General features: G+C 70.3%; 13 protein-coding genes. 12 read left to right on the top strand and 1 reads right to left on the bottom strand.

What is annotated here, in order from left to right:
• The first annotated feature begins 6 nt into the window (after positions 1 to 6).
• The 8 genes from murG (at position 7) to ACFYYH_RS16910 (ending at position 7,274) form a co-directional block, all read left to right on the top strand.
• On the top strand, positions 7 to 1,101 hold the full coding sequence (gene murG, locus ACFYYH_RS16875) for an undecaprenyldiphospho-muramoylpentapeptide beta-N-acetylglucosaminyltransferase (protein WP_388551310.1): 1,095 nt from the start codon (positions 7 to 9) through the stop codon (positions 1,099 to 1,101).
• 14 nt (positions 1,102 to 1,115) lie between these two features.
• Positions 1,116 to 1,907, top strand: a complete 792-nt coding sequence (locus tag ACFYYH_RS16880) for a cell division protein FtsQ/DivIB (protein WP_388551312.1) — start codon at positions 1,116 to 1,118, stop codon at positions 1,905 to 1,907.
• Between the two features lie 276 nt (positions 1,908 to 2,183).
• Positions 2,184 to 3,395, top strand: a complete 1,212-nt coding sequence (gene ftsZ, locus ACFYYH_RS16885) for a cell division protein FtsZ (RefSeq protein ID WP_388551314.1) — start codon at positions 2,184 to 2,186, stop codon at positions 3,393 to 3,395.
• Positions 3,392 to 4,120 (top strand): peptidoglycan editing factor PgeF, encoded by a 729-nt coding sequence (gene pgeF / locus ACFYYH_RS16890; RefSeq protein ID WP_388551316.1) that lies wholly within the window; start codon positions 3,392 to 3,394, stop codon positions 4,118 to 4,120. Before ftsZ ends, pgeF begins: the two co-directional genes overlap by 4 nt.
• 6 nt (positions 4,121 to 4,126) lie before the next feature.
• Positions 4,127 to 4,846 (top strand): YggS family pyridoxal phosphate-dependent enzyme, encoded by a 720-nt coding sequence (locus ACFYYH_RS16895; RefSeq protein ID WP_388551318.1) that lies wholly within the window; start codon positions 4,127 to 4,129, stop codon positions 4,844 to 4,846.
• Positions 4,847 to 4,970: 124 nt separating this feature from the next.
• Entirely contained in the window at positions 4,971 to 5,606 is a 636-nt protein-coding gene (locus ACFYYH_RS16900) for a cell division protein SepF (RefSeq protein ID WP_388551319.1), read from the top strand.
• Between the two features lie 92 nt (positions 5,607 to 5,698).
• Entirely contained in the window at positions 5,699 to 5,995 is a 297-nt protein-coding gene (locus ACFYYH_RS16905; protein WP_046507963.1) for a YggT family protein, read from the top strand.
• 49 nt (positions 5,996 to 6,044) lie between these two features.
• Positions 6,045 to 7,274, top strand: a complete 1,230-nt coding sequence (locus ACFYYH_RS16910; protein ID WP_388551321.1) for a DivIVA domain-containing protein — start codon at positions 6,045 to 6,047, stop codon at positions 7,272 to 7,274.
• Positions 7,275 to 7,548: 274 nt separating this feature from the next.
• Here ACFYYH_RS16910 and ileS read toward each other — a convergent pair whose 3' ends face one another.
• Entirely contained in the window at positions 7,549 to 10,698 is a 3,150-nt protein-coding gene (gene ileS / locus ACFYYH_RS16915; protein ID WP_388551682.1) for an isoleucine--tRNA ligase, read from the bottom strand.
• A 567-nt stretch (positions 10,699 to 11,265) separates the two neighbouring features.
• On the opposite strand from ileS, the gene ACFYYH_RS16920 reads away from it, so the two are divergent.
• From ACFYYH_RS16920 to ACFYYH_RS16935, 4 genes are read left to right on the top strand one after another with little or no spacing between them, the layout of a single operon-like run.
• Positions 11,266 to 12,156, top strand: a complete 891-nt coding sequence (locus ACFYYH_RS16920) for a TraR/DksA family transcriptional regulator (protein ID WP_388551322.1) — start codon at positions 11,266 to 11,268, stop codon at positions 12,154 to 12,156.
• A 59-nt stretch (positions 12,157 to 12,215) separates the two neighbouring features.
• A complete protein-coding gene (gene lspA, locus ACFYYH_RS16925) occupies positions 12,216 to 12,821 on the top strand; it encodes a signal peptidase II (RefSeq protein WP_388551323.1) in 606 nt (201 codons plus the stop codon).
• A 17-nt stretch (positions 12,822 to 12,838) separates the two neighbouring features.
• Positions 12,839 to 13,780, top strand: a complete 942-nt coding sequence (locus ACFYYH_RS16930; RefSeq protein WP_388551325.1) for an RluA family pseudouridine synthase — start codon at positions 12,839 to 12,841, stop codon at positions 13,778 to 13,780.
• Positions 13,777 to 14,298, top strand: coding sequence for a GNAT family N-acetyltransferase (locus tag ACFYYH_RS16935; protein ID WP_388551327.1), 522 nt, complete (start codon positions 13,777 to 13,779; stop codon positions 14,296 to 14,298). The genes ACFYYH_RS16930 and ACFYYH_RS16935 overlap by 4 nt, the downstream gene beginning before the upstream one ends.
• Positions 14,299 to 14,414: the final 116 nt, after the last annotated feature.

Below are 14,414 nucleotides of genomic sequence, written 5' to 3' on the forward strand. Positions count from 1 at the left end.
ATTTCGGTGCATGTCGTACTCGCCGGTGGGGGGACCGCCGGCCACATCGAGCCCGCGCTCGCCCTCGCGGACGCCCTGCGCAGGCAGGACCCCACCGTGGGGATCACGGCCCTCGGCACGGAGCGCGGCCTGGAGACCAGGCTCGTTCCCGAGCGGGGCTACGAGCTGGGGCTGATCCCCGCCGTACCGCTGCCGCGCAAGCCCACACCGGAGCTGATCACCGTCCCCGGGCGGCTGCGCGGCACCATCAAGGCGGCCGAGCAGATCCTGGAGCGCACCAAGGCCGACTGCGTGGTGGGCTTCGGCGGCTATGTCGCCCTGCCCGGCTATCTGGCGGCGAAGCGGCTCGGGGTGCCGATCATCGTCCATGAGGCCAACGCGAGGCCGGGGCTGGCCAACAAGATCGGTTCGCGGTACGCGGCCGCGGTGGCCGTCTCCACCCCGGACAGCAAGCTGCGGGGCGCCCGGTACATCGGGATCCCGCTGCGCCGTACCATCGCCACCCTCGACCGGGCGCGGGTACGCCCCGAGGCGCGTGCCGCCTTCGGGCTCGACCCCAACCTGCCGACGCTGCTCGTCTCCGGCGGCTCGCAGGGCGCACGCCGGCTCAACGAGGTGATCCAGCAGATCGCTCCGGTGCTCCAGCGCTCCGGTATCCAGATCCTGCACGCGGTCGGTCCCAAGAATGAAATGCCGCGCGTGGACAACATGCCCGGAATGCCGCCCTACATCCCGGTACCGTATGTGGACCGGATGGATCTCGCGTACGCGGCGGCCGACATGATGCTCTGCCGCGCGGGCGCGATGACCGTCGCCGAACTCTCCGCCGTCGGGCTGCCCGCCGCCTATGTCCCGTTGCCGATCGGCAACGGCGAACAGCGGCTCAACGCCCAGCCGGTGGTGAAGGCCGGCGGCGGCCTGCTGGTCGACGACGCCGACCTCACGCCCGAGTGGGTCCAGAGCCAGGTCCTTCCGGTGCTCGCCGATCCGCACCGGTTGTACGAGATGTCCCGCGCAGCCGCCGAGTTCGGCCGCAGGGACGCCGACGAGCTGCTGGTCGGCATGGTGTACGAGGCGATCGCCGCACGCCGTCAGGCATAGGGAGGCAGGGGAGCGTGGCCGGACCGACGACCGCCGAGCGCGGCGCACGACCGCGGCCGGCGTCCGGCCACCCTCCCCAGGGGCCGGCGGACCGCCGGTTCCGGCTGCCGGGCCGCCGGATGATGATCGTACTGATCATGGCGAGTGTGCTGCTCGCGGGCGGCACCTGGGCGCTGTACGGCTCGGATTGGCTGCGGGTCGAGCGGGTGAGCACGTCGGGTACCCGGGTGCTCACCCGTGGCGAGGTCGAGGCCGCCGCGGCCGTTCCGGTCGGGGCCCCGCTCATTTCCGTGGACACGGACGGGATCGAGGCCAGGCTCCGGCGGAAGCTGCCCCGTATCGACTCGGTCGAGGTGGCTCGTTCCTGGCCCCATGGAATCCGTCTGAAAGTGATCGAACGAAAGCCTGTCCTGCTCATCGAAGAGGGCCGAAAGTTCATCGAAGTGGACCGGAGCGGTGTACGTTTCGCCGAGGTGGAGAAGGCGCCCCCGGGCGTCGCCCGCCTCGAATTGACAGTGGATCGGTCGACGGCTCCGCGGCGCTTCGGAACCGACCGGCTGGTACTCGAAGCGGTGCGGGTCAGAAGTGAACTCCCCGGGAAAGTGGCCGGGGACACCAGGAGGGTCCGGGTCCGTTCGTACGACTCGATCTCCTTGGGGCTGACCGGCGGCCGTACGGTGATGTGGGGAAGTGCCGAGGACGGCGCGGCCAAGGCACGTGCGCTCACCGCTCTGATGAAAGCGGCCCCCGAGGCCGGGTACTTCGATGTGAGTGCTCCCACCGCGCCTGCCGCGTCGGGGAGTTGACGGACATATGCGCTGGCCAGCACCCTGGTTGGTCAGCGCTATGGGTGATCACATAGGGTGAAAAGAAAAACGGGAGGTTCGGCGTGTTCGTTGAACGTGCGCCACTTGTCGACTTAGTGTCCTGTTCGGAAGAGTCCAAGAAGCGGACACACTGGTAACCCTGAACTTCAACGTCAGGGTTTGGGTCGGCGTTTCGGACCGTCCCATCGGCATCAGTCGTCGCGGCGCCACATCGGCGGAGCGGCGACACGTAACTCGAGGCGAGAGGCCTTCGACGTGGCAGCACCGCAGAACTACCTCGCAGTCATCAAGGTCATCGGTGTCGGCGGCGGTGGTGTCAATGCCATCAACCGAATGATCGAGGTCGGCCTCAAGGGCGTCGAGTTCATCGCGATCAACACCGACGCGCAAGCCCTGCTCATGAGCGACGCCGACGTCAAGCTCGACGTCGGCCGGGAACTCACCCGCGGCCTCGGCGCCGGCGCCAACCCGGCCGTCGGCCGCAAGGCGGCGGAGGACCACCGTGAGGAGATCGAGGAGGTCCTCAAGGGGGCCGACATGGTCTTCGTCACCGCCGGGGAGGGCGGCGGCACCGGCACCGGCGGCGCGCCCGTCGTCGCCAATATCGCCCGCTCGCTCGGGGCCCTCACGATCGGTGTGGTCACCCGGCCGTTCACCTTCGAGGGCCGTCGCCGCGCGAACCAGGCCGAGGACGGCATCGCCGAACTCCGCGAAGAGGTCGACACCCTCATCGTCATCCCCAACGACCGGCTGCTCTCCATCTCGGACCGCCAGGTCAGTGTCCTCGACGCGTTCAAGTCGGCCGACCAGGTCCTGCTCTCCGGTGTCCAGGGCATCACCGACCTGATCACCACCCCCGGTCTGATCAACCTCGACTTCGCCGACGTCAAGTCCGTGATGTCCGAGGCGGGCTCGGCGCTCATGGGCATCGGCTCGGCCCGTGGCGACGACCGCGCGGTGGCCGCCGCCGAGATGGCGATCTCCTCGCCGCTGCTGGAAGCGTCCATCGACGGCGCCCGGGGCGTTCTGCTCTCCATCTCGGGCGGTTCCGACCTCGGTCTCTTCGAGATCAACGAGGCGGCCCAGCTCGTGAGCGAGGCGGCCCACCCCGAGGCCAACATCATCTTCGGCGCGGTCATCGACGACGCCCTCGGCGACGAGGTACGGGTCACCGTGATCGCGGCCGGCTTCGACGGCGGACAGCCCCCGGCCCGGCGCGAGACCGTGCTCGGCTCGGCGGGCAAGCGCGACGACCAGCCGGCCCCGTCCCGTTCGGACAGCGGCCGCTCCACGAGCGGACTCGGCACCGTGCCGCCGCGCGAGGACCGCCCGCTCAAGAACGACCCCGCCCCGGTGGCCAACGAGAAGCCCCTCTCGCCGGTGCACCCGCCGCACGTTCCCCCGGCCCGTCCTTACCAGCAGGACAGCCAGGCCGAGGAGCTGGACGTTCCGGACTTCTTGAAGTGATACGGCAGCACGAGACACTCGGCGGCGCGCACTTCGCCTTCACCGACCGGTGGGGCGGGGTGAGCGCCGCTCCGTATGAGCAGCTCAACCTCGGCGGCGCGGTCGGCGACGATCCCGGGGCCGTAGGGGCCAACCGCGAACTCGCCGCGAAGTCCCTGGCGCTCGACCCGGCGCGGGTCGTCTGGATGAACCAGGTGCACGGCCGTGAGGTCGCCGTCGTCGAAGGACCCTGGGCGGACGGGGAGATCCCGGCCGTCGACGCGATCGTCACCGGGCGGCGCGGGCCGGTCCTCGCCGTACTCACCGCGGACTGCGTTCCCGTACTGCTGGCCGATCCGGCCGCCGGGATCGTGGCCGCCGCCCACGCGGGACGTCCCGGCCTGGTCGCCGGGGTCGTCCCGGCCGCCGTCGAGGCCATGATCGCGCTGGGCGCCGAACCGTCCGGGATCCACGCCCGCACCGGTCCCGCGGTCTGCGGACGCTGCTACGAAGTCCCGGCGGCGATGCGGGACGAGGTGGCCGCCGCGGTACCGGAGGCCTGGTCCGAGACCAGTTGGTCCACCCCCGCCGTCGATGTCACCGCGGGGGTGCACGCGCAGCTCGCGGCCCTGGGGGTGGTGGACCGGCAGCGCTCCGCGGTCTGCACACTGGAGTCGGACGACCACTACTCGTACCGTCGCGACCGCACGACCGGGCGGCTCGCCGGCTATGTCTGGCTGGACTGATCGCACATGAACGACCGCAGGACCGAACTCGCCGCGAATCTGTCGCTGGTGGAGGAACGTATCGCCTCCGCCTGCGCGGCGGCGGGGCGCAAGCGGGAGGAGGTGACCCTGATCGTGGTCACCAAGACCTACCCGGCGAGCGATGTACGGCTGCTGCATGAACTCGGCGTACGGCACGTGGCCGAGAACCGGGACCAGGACGCCGCCCCCAAAGCCAGTGATTGTTCGGATTTGTCGCTTACGTGGCACTTTGTCGGCCAATTGCAGACGAACAAGGTCCGTTCCGTGGTCTCTTACGCCGACGTCGTGCAGTCCGTCGACCGGATCAGACTGGTCTCGGCCCTCTCCGCGGCGGCGGTCCGCGCGGGACGTGAGCCGCTCTGTCTGATCCAGGTCGCACTCGACGCGGAGTCCGGCGAGCGCGGCGCGCGCGGCGGTGTGGCGCCCGACGGGATCGAGGAGTTGGCCGCGGCGGTGGCCGGGGCACCAGGACTGCGGCTCGGCGGTCTGATGACCGTGGCGCCGCTCGCCGGTCCCTACGCGGGCCGGCAACAGGCGGCGTTCGAGCGGCTGCTGGAATTCTCATCCCGCCTGCGCGCGGACCATCCGGCTGCGAACATGGTCTCGGCAGGGATGAGCGCGGACCTTGAGGACGCCGTGAGGGCCGGAGCGACACATGTTCGCGTCGGTACGGCGGTACTCGGAGTCCGACCCCGGCTCGGGTAACGTCGCGAAGCAAGTCGGACCACAGCAGAAAATATGGTCATTTCCGCCGAAAGGCGGTCAGACCTAGTGGATCGCGGGCACTTGGTGACGAGGCCGATCCACCACAGAGCGGAGGACTCAGAGCATGGCCGGCGCGATGCGCAAGATGGCGGTCTACCTCGGCCTCGTGGAGGACGATGGGTACGACGGCCGGGGTTTTGACCCCGATGACGATTTCGAACCCGAGCCGGAACCCGAGCGGGAGCACCGGCGCCACCAGCCCGTGCACCAGCAGGAGCGTGAGCGGGAACGGGAGCGGGAAGAGCCGATGCGGGTGGTCCAGCCGCCCGCCCAACGTGAACGCGAGCGCGAACCGGTACCGCTGGGGGCGGAAATCGGGCGTCCGGCACGAATCGCCCCCGTGGCATCTATCACACCTGAACGTCCGAGTCTGGAGAAGAACGCACCGGTGATCATGCCCAAGGTCGTGTCCGAGCGGGAGCCTTACCGCATCACCACATTGCACCCGAGGACCTACAACGAGGCCCGTACCATCGGGGAACACTTCCGCGAGGGCACTCCGGTGATCATGAATCTCACGGAGATGGACGACACCGATGCGAAGCGACTTGTCGACTTTGCCGCGGGACTTGTCTTCGGTCTCCATGGCAGCATTGAGCGGGTGACGCAGAAGGTGTTCCTGCTGTCTCCTGCTAACGTCGATGTCACGGCGGAGGACAAGGCCCGCATCGCAGAGGGCGGGTTCTTCAACCAGAGCTAGGAACACAGCACCGGGAACGACCCGGTCGCGCGGCGGGAACGGCCCGGCGCACGACCGGACCAGAGTGAGCCAGGGGAGAGGGAAGCAGCGGGATGGGCGTCGCACTACAGGTGGTCTACATCGCGCTGATGTGCTTCCTCATCGTGCTTATTTTCCGGTTGGTCATGGACTACGTCTTCCAGTTCGCCCGCTCATGGCAGCCCGGCAAGGCGATGGTGGTCGTTCTGGAGGCCACCTACACTGTCACGGATCCACCGCTCAAGCTTCTTCGGCGGTTCATCCCGCCGTTGCGTCTCGGGGGCGTGGCACTCGACCTGTCCTTCTTCGTTCTGATGATCATCGTCTACATCCTGATCTCGCTGGTGAGCACGCTTGCGAGGGGAATGTGAACGATACGGTCTTGCCGACTGCCGACGACTACGTAGAGGTGAAGAAGAGATGCCATTGACCCCTGAGGACGTGCGGAACAAGCAGTTCACGACCGTCCGCCTCCGAGAGGGCTACGACGAGGACGAGGTCGATGCCTTTCTCGACGAGGTCGAGGCCGAACTGACGCGCCTGCTCCGCGAGAACGAGGATCTGCGCGCGAAGCTGGCCGCCGCGACGCGTGCCGCCGCGCAGAACCAGCAGCAGCAGGGCATGCGCAAGCCTCCGGAACAGCAGGACCGTCCCGGTGCGCCTGTCCCCGCCGCCATATCAGGACCGCCGGTTCAGCAGCAGCCGCCGCAGATGGGTCCCCCCCAGCTCCCCGGTGGCGCTCCGCAGCTTCCCGCCGGACCGAGTGGCCACGGCCATGGTCCGCAGGGTCATGACCCGCGCGGCCAGCACGGCCCCGGCGGCATGCAGGGTGGCCCCATGCAGCAGGGCGGTCCCATGGGTCAGGGCGGCCCGATGCAGGGCGGTCCCATGCAGGGCGGACCGATGGGTCAGGGCGGCCCGATGCAGGGCGGCCCCATGGGCCAGGGTGGTCCGATGGGCCAGGGTGGTCCCATGCAGGGCGGTCCCATGGGCGGACCGATGGGCGGCCCCATGGGCGGCCACGGCCCGCAGATGCAGCAGCCCGGTCAGGGCCCCGGCGGCGACAGCGCCGCCCGAGTGCTCTCGCTCGCCCAGCAGACCGCCGACCAGGCGATCGCCGAGGCGCGCTCCGAGGCGAACAAGATCGTCGGTGAGGCGCGCAGCCGCGCCGAGGGTCTGGAGCGCGACGCGCGCGCCAAGGCGGACGCGCTGGAGCGGGACGCGCAGGAGAAGCACCGGGTGGCGATGGGCTCGCTGGAGTCCGCGCGCGCGACGCTGGAGCGCAAGGTCGAGGATCTGCGTGGCTTCGAGCGTGAGTACCGGACCCGTCTGAAGTCCTACCTGGAGAGCCAGCTCCGTCAGTTGGAGACCCAGGCGGACGACTCGCTGGCCCCGCCGCGTACCCCGGCGACCGCTTCGCTGCCGCCGTCCCCGTCGATGGCTCCGGCCGGAGCGGGTGCGATGGGACACGGCATGGGCGGCCCCTCGATGGGCCACGGCGGACCCTCGGGCCCGTCGTACGGCGGCCAGCAGCAGATGTCCCCGGCGATGACGCAGCCGATGGCACCGGTACGGCCGCAGGCGCCGCAGCCGATGCAGCAGGCGCCGTCGCCGATGCGGGGATTCCTGATCGACGAGGACGACAACTGACAGGGGTACGCGTGGACAACGCGTAGCCGTCGGCAGGCTGAAGGGCCGGGCCCGGGGATCTCCCCGGGCCCGGCCCTTTGCCGTGCCCGGGTCCCGGAGCGCGGCGTGGGCGGGCCCGTCGGTCCGCCGACTGCCCCTGGGGCGCACCGGCTTCGCGGTGCCCGGCGGCCCGGCCGAGGGAGCGGTCACCTTCCCGCACCGGGGGAGCGGGGCGTGGGAAAGACGAAGGGGCGGGCCGGGGGAGGAAGCCCCCGTCCCACCCCTTCGCCGGGTGTCAGGACTTGCGCAGATGGAACGTGAGGGTCAGGGACTCGTCCGTGAACGGCGGGCCGTAGGAGTCGTCCGGGGCGCCGGGCGTGAAGGACGTCGCCAGGACCTCGTCCGAGATCAGCGGGGTGTGCTCGGTGAGGGCCTCCAACGTGGACGGCTCCGTCGCCGTCCAGCGGACTGCGATACGGTCCGCGACATCCAGGCCGCTGTTCTTGCGCGCCTCCTGGATCAGCCGGATCGCGTCACGCGCCAGTCCCGCGAGCCGCAGCTCCGGGGTGATCTCCAGGTCGAGCGCGACCGTCGCGCCCGAGTCCGAGGCGACCGACCAGCCCTCGCGCGGGGTCTCCGTGATGATGACCTCCTCCGGGGAGAGGGACACCGGATCGCCGTCGACCGTCACCGTCGCCTTGCCCTCGCGCAGGGCCAGCGACAGCGCCGCCGCGTCCGTGTCCGCGATGGCCTTCGCCACCGCCTGGACGCCCTTGCCGAACCGCTTGCCCAGCGCCCGGAAGTTGGCCTTCGCCGTCGTGTCGACCAGCGAGCCGCCCACCTCGGCGAGCGTCGCCAGGGAGGAGACGTTCAGCTCCTCCGTGATCTGCGCCCGCAGCTCCGGGGAGAGCGCCTCGAAGCCCGCCGCCGCGATCAGCGCGCGCGAGAGCGGCTGGCGGGTCTTCACACCCGACTCCGCCCGGGTCGCGCGGCCCAGCTCCACCAGCCTCCGTACCAGCGCCATCTGCTGCGAGAGCGCCGGGTCGATCGCCGCGAGATCGGGCTGCGGCCAGCTCGCCAGATGCACCGACTCCACCGCGTCCGGGGTGACCGGCACCACCATGTCCTGCCAGACCCGCTCCGTGATGAACGGTGTGAGCGGCGCCATCAGCCGGGTGACCGTCTCCACCACGTCGTGCAGGGTGCGCAGCGCGGCCTTGTCGCCCTGCCAGAAGCGGCGGCGTGAGCGGCGGACGTACCAGTTGGAGAGATCGTCCACGAACGCCGAGAGCAGCTTGCCGGTGCGCTGGGTGTCGTAGGTCTCCATGGCCTGGGTGGTCTGGTCGACCAGCGCGTGCAGCTCGCTCAGCAGCCAGCGGTCCAGCAGCGGCCGGTCGGCCGGCGCCGGGTCGGCCTCGCTGGGCGCCCACCCCGAGGTGCGCGCGTACAGGGCCTGGAAGGCCACGGTGTTCCAGTACGTCAGCAGCGTCTTGCGCACGACCTCCTGGATCGTGCCGTGCCCGACCCGGCGGGCCGCCCACGGGGAGCCGCCGGCCGCCATGAACCAGCGGACCGCGTCCGCGCCGTGCTGGTCCATCAGCGGGATCGGCTGGAGGATGTTGCCCAGGTGCTTGGACATCTTCCGGCCGTCCTCGGCGAGGATATGGCCGAGGCAGACGACGTTCTCGTACGACGACTTGTCGAACACCAGCGTGCCGACGGCCATCAGCGTGTAGAACCAGCCGCGCGTCTGGTCGATCGCCTCCGAGATGAACTGCGCCGGGTAGCGCTTCTCGAAGAGGTCCTTGTTCCGGTACGGGTAGCCCCACTGCGCGAACGGCATCGAGCCCGAGTCGTACCAGGCGTCGATGACCTCGGGGACCCGGACGGCCTCCAGCGAGCAGCCCTCGGTGGGGCAGGTGAAGGTGACGGCGTCGATGAAGGGACGGTGCGGGTCCAGCTCCGACTGGTCGCTGCCCGTCAGCGCGGTCAGCTCGGCGCGGGAACCCACGCAGGTGAGGTGGTTGTCCGCGCAGCGCCAGATGGGCAGCGGGGTGCCCCAGTAGCGGTTGCGCGAGAGCGCCCAGTCGACGTTGTTGTCCAGCCAGTCGCCGTACCGGCCGTGCTTGACCGAGTCCGGGAACCAGTTGGTCCCCTCGTTCTCCTCCAGCAGCCGGTCCTTGATCGCGGTCGTACGGATGTACCAGGACGGCTGCGCGTAGTAGAGGAGCGCGGTGTGGCAGCGCCAGCAGTGCGGGTAGCTGTGCTCGTACGGCACGTGCCGGAACAGCAGCCCGCGCTCGCGCAGATCCTCGGTCAGCGCCTCGTCGGCCTTCTTGAAGAAGACACCGCCGACCAGCGGGACGTCCTCCTCGAAGGTGCCGTCGGGACGGACCGGGTTGACGACGGGGAGGCCGTACGCGCGGCAGACCCGGAGGTCGTCCTCGCCGAAGGCCGGGGACTGGTGGACCAGGCCCGTACCGTCCTCGGTCGTGACGTACTCGGCGTTGACGACGTAGTGCGCCTCGGTCCCGTCCGGGAAGTCGATCAGCGAGAAGGGACGGTCGTAGGTCCAGCGCTCCATCTCGCGGCCGGAGAACGACTCACCGGTTAGCTCCCAGCCCTCGCCCAGCGCCTTCTCCAGCAGCGGCCGGGCCACGACGAGCTTCTCCTCGCCGTCGGTCGCGACCACATAGGTGACCTCGGGGTGCGCGGCCACGGCGGTGTTCGAGATCAGGGTCCACGGGGTGGTCGTCCAGACCAGCAGCGACGCCTCGCCCGCGAGCGGCCCCGAGGTGAGCGGGAAGCGGACGAAGACCGAGGGGTCGACGATCGTCTCGTACCCCTGCGCCAGCTCGTGGTCGGAGAGACCGGTCTGGTCGCGCGGGCACCAGGGCGCGACGCGGTAGTCCTGGACCAGCAGGCCCTTGCCGAAGATCTCCTTCAGCGACCACCAGACGGAGTCGATGTACTCCGGGTCCATCGTGCGGTACGCGTCGTCCAGATCGACCCAGTACCCCATGCGGGTCGTCAGCTCCGCGAAGGCGTCGGTGTGCCGGGTCACGGACGCGCGGCACCTGTCGTTGAACGCGGCGATGCCGTACGCCTCGATGTCCTTCTTGCCGTTGAAGCCCAGCTCCTTCTCCACCGCCAGCTCCACGGGCAGACCGTGGCAGTCCCAGCCGGCCTTGCGGGCGACGTGGTAGCCGCGCATGGTGCGGAAGCGGGGGAAGACGTCCTTGAAGACGCGGGCCTCGATGTGGTGGGCGCCCGGCATGCCGTTGGCGGTGGGCGGGCCCTCGTAGAAGACCCACTCGGGGCGGCCCTCGGAGCGTTCGAGGCTCTTGTCGAAGATCTTGCCCTCACGCCAGAAATCGAGCACGGCGTGCTCCAGCGCGGGCAGGTCGACCTGGGCGGGCACCTGGTGGTACTGCGGCGGGGTCACTGGTGTCATGGGGCGCTTCCTCCGGCGGAACTGCGACATCTCCGTCGGAGGGACGAGAGCTGCGCTCCCGCGGTACCACCCTCCTTGGCCCCGGGCGTACGCCGCCCACGGCCCCCTCATTGGGTCGCGCTGCCGGTTCTACTCACCCCGGGATGACCAGGGCTTTCTTCCGGCGGCTCCGGGGTGATGCTTCACCTCGCGCTCTGCCCCCGGGCTCGCACCGTCCCCGGGTCGCTCATGGCCGCGTACGACGCTACTCGTCCCCATCCACGCCTTTCGCAGGGCCCAGTGTACGGGGCGGCGGGGGGCGCGGCCGACCGGTTTTGGCCAGGGCTGCCGTACGGCCGAACGTATGACCCGAATGGTTATACCGGCCCTTTCGGACTTTGTGGCCGCCCGGCGGCGGATTACCGGGCAGCAAGCTGGGCACAACGGATGGAGGCTCGTCTTGTCACGCCATGGGGAGGGCCGAACCGGCGGCGTGCCCCGTTGCCGCGGGGCTGGGGTCGATTTATCGTCCCAGCACGATTCGCGAGCAAGATCACCATATGTGAAGGGGCCGCGGCCATGGTGGCGAAGAAGTCCCCCGCGAAGAAGTCGGCAGCGGCGGGAGCCGCGGCGGAGGGCGCCGCCAGGACCACGGCGAGGAACAGGGCGACCTCCCCGGCGGCGAAGAAGGCGCCGGCCAAGAAGTCCACCACCGCGAACACCACCGCGAAGAAGACCTCGATGAGCAAGACCTCGATGAGCAAGACCTCCACGAAGAAGCCGGCGGCGAAGAAAGCGCCGGCGAAGCAGACACCGGCCAGGAAGGCACCGGCCCAGCAGGCCGTCACGAAGAGGACGGCCGCGAAGAAGGCAGCGAAAAAGGCGCCGGCGAGCAAGGCACCTGCGAAGAAGGCCGCGTCCGCGGCCAAGGGGGCGGCCCAGGCCGCGGAACAGACGGGAGCCAAAACGGTGGGAGCGAAGAAGACTGCGGGAGGCAGGGGCACGGCGGCCGGCGAGTCCGCCCCGGGGGCCGCGGCAGCGGTCTCCACGGCGAGCGCCGCGGCGACGCCCCCCGGGGAGCTGGCCGTACGGCCGGGCGAGGACCCCTGGACCGAGGCGGAGGTCACCGAGGCCCGGGACGAGCTGGAAGGGGAGATCGCCCGGCTGACCGCCGAGATCACCTCGTCCGAGACCGCGCTCGTGGGGCTGATGCGGGACTCCGGGGACGGGGCCGGTGACGACGACGCGGACACCGGCACCAAGAACATCACGCGGGAGCACGAGATGGCGCTCGCCGCCAACGCCCGCGAGATGCTGGAGCAGACCGAGCGGGCGCTCCAGCGGCTGGACTCCGGCACCTACGGTCTCTGCGAGATCTGCGGCAAGCCGATCGGGAAGGCCAGGATGCAGGCGTTCCCCCGGGCCACGCTGTGCGTGGAGGACAAGCAAAAGCAGGAACGTCGAGGCTGAACGGGTACCGGTGTGCCGTACGCTCGTCCTCAGTCAGGCGTCTAGGTTGAGGGACTCACGTGGCAGAGGCGGAGCGCGTTATCGGTACGCCGGATGTTCCGGATGTTGACGACGAGACTGCGGCTCCCGCCGAGCAGTCCGAGGCGTCCGGGCAGGCCGGGCAGCCCGAGCGGTCGAGGGGCAAGCGCAAGATCGCCGCGCTCTTCACCGTCGCCGTCCTGGCCTATCTGCTCGACCTGAGCACCAAGATGCTCGTGGTGGCCAAGCTGGAGCACCACGAGCCGATCGAGGTCATCGGCGATCTGCTGAAGTTCGAGGCGATCAGGAACCCCGGCGCCGCCTTCGGGGTGGGCGAGGCGTTCACGGTGATCTTCACGATCATCGCGGCGACCGTGATCGTGGTGATCGCCCGGCTGGCGCGCAAGCTCTACAGCCTGCCCTGGGCGATCGCCCTCGGACTGCTGCTCGGCGGCGCGCTCGGCAATCTCACCGACCGGATCTTCCGTTCTCCCGGGGTCTTCCAGGGCGCCGTCGTGGACTTCATCGCCCCGGCGCACTTCGCCGTCTTCAATCTCGCCGACTCCGCGATCGTCTGCGGCGGCATCCTGATCGTGCTGCTGTCGTTCCGGGGCCTCGACCCCGACGGGACCGTCCACAAGGACTGACAGGGCATACTCGACGGGTGAGCTTTCCCGAGATCAGAACGCTGCCCGTACCCGATGGCCTGGAGGGCGAGCGCGTCGACGCCGCCATAGCCCGTATGTTCGGGTTCTCCCGTACGAAGGCGGCGGAGCTGGCCGCCTCCGGGAAGGTCCAGGTCGACGGCTCCGTCGTCGGAAAGTCCGAGCGGGTCAACGGCGGCGCCTGGCTCGAGGTGGAGATGCCCCCCGCCGCGGCGCCCGTGGAGATCGTGGCGGAGCCCGTCGAGGGCATGGAGATCGTGCACGACGACGACGACATCGTCGTGATCGTCAAGCCCGTCGGGGTGGCCGCCCACCCCAGCCCCGGCTGGACCGGTACGACGGTCATCGGCGGTCTCGCCGCGGCCGGCTACCGGATCTCCACCTCGGGCGCCGCCGAGCGCCAGGGCGTCGTGCACCGGCTCGATGTCGGGACCTCGGGGCTGATGGTCGTCGCCAAGTCGGAGCGGGCGTACACCCTGCTCAAGGCGCAGTTCCGGGACCGGGTCGTCGACAAGCGCTACCACGCGCTGGTGCAGGGGCACCCCGATCCGATGAGCGGGACCATCGACGCCCCGATCGGCCGCCATCCGAACCACGACTACAAGTGGGCGGTGACCGCGGAGGGCAAGCCGTCGGTCACGCACTACGACCTGATCGAGGCCTTCCGGTCGGCGTCCCTGCTGGACATCAAGCTGGAGACGGGCCGTACGCACCAGATCCGGGTGCACATGTCGGCCCACCGCCACCCGTGCGTGGGCGATCTGACCTATGGCGCCGATCCCACGCTGGCCAAGCGGCTGGGGCTGACCCGGCAGTGGCTGCACGCGGTGCGGCTGGGCTTCGAGCACCCGGCGGACGGCCAGTGGGTGGAGTTCTCCAGCACCTACCCCGAAGATCTCCAGGGAGCGCTGGACCGGGTCCGGGCGGAGAGCAACGTATGAGCGGGGCGGACAGCGCCGGGGCGGGCGGGGCGCAGAGCGGCCTGGTGATCCGGCTCGCGACGGACCCGGCGGACATCGAGGCGTGCTTCGCGGTCCGCAAGGAGGTCTTCGTCGTCGAGCAGCGGGTCGCCGAGGACATCGAGTACGACGGCCGCGACGACCAGGCGGTCCAGGTGCTCGCCGTCCGCGACGACGGGGTGCCGCTGGGCACCGGACGGCTGCTGTACGGCCCCGGCGCGGCCGACCGGACCGGCGGGGACCCGGCCGTGGGCTCGCTGGGACGGCTGGCGGTCACCGCGGCGGCCCGGGGCCGCGGTATCGGCGCCGCGCTGGTGCGGGCCATCGAGGACGCGGCCCGTGAGCGCGGGCTCACGGTGGTGGACCTGCACGCGCAGTCGCACGCGCTGGGCTTCTACGAACGGCTCGGATACGAGGCGTACGGGCCCGAGTTCCTGGACGCGGACATGCCGCACCGGTCGATGCGCCGCGTGATCCAGAGCGGCGAGGGAACGGTCTAGCGAGAGTCCGGAGGGGCGTGGCGGGGGGAGGCCCGCTGACCGCGTGAGGGTGCGTGGCAGGCTTGAGGTCCTGATCATCGAGGGCCGCCATCGGGCTCGCGACCACCGGAGGGCGC

Origin of the sequence: Streptomyces sp. NPDC002018 (assembly GCF_042890865.1) — a bacterium.
Lineage (GTDB): Bacteria > Actinomycetota > Actinomycetes > Streptomycetales > Streptomycetaceae > Streptomyces.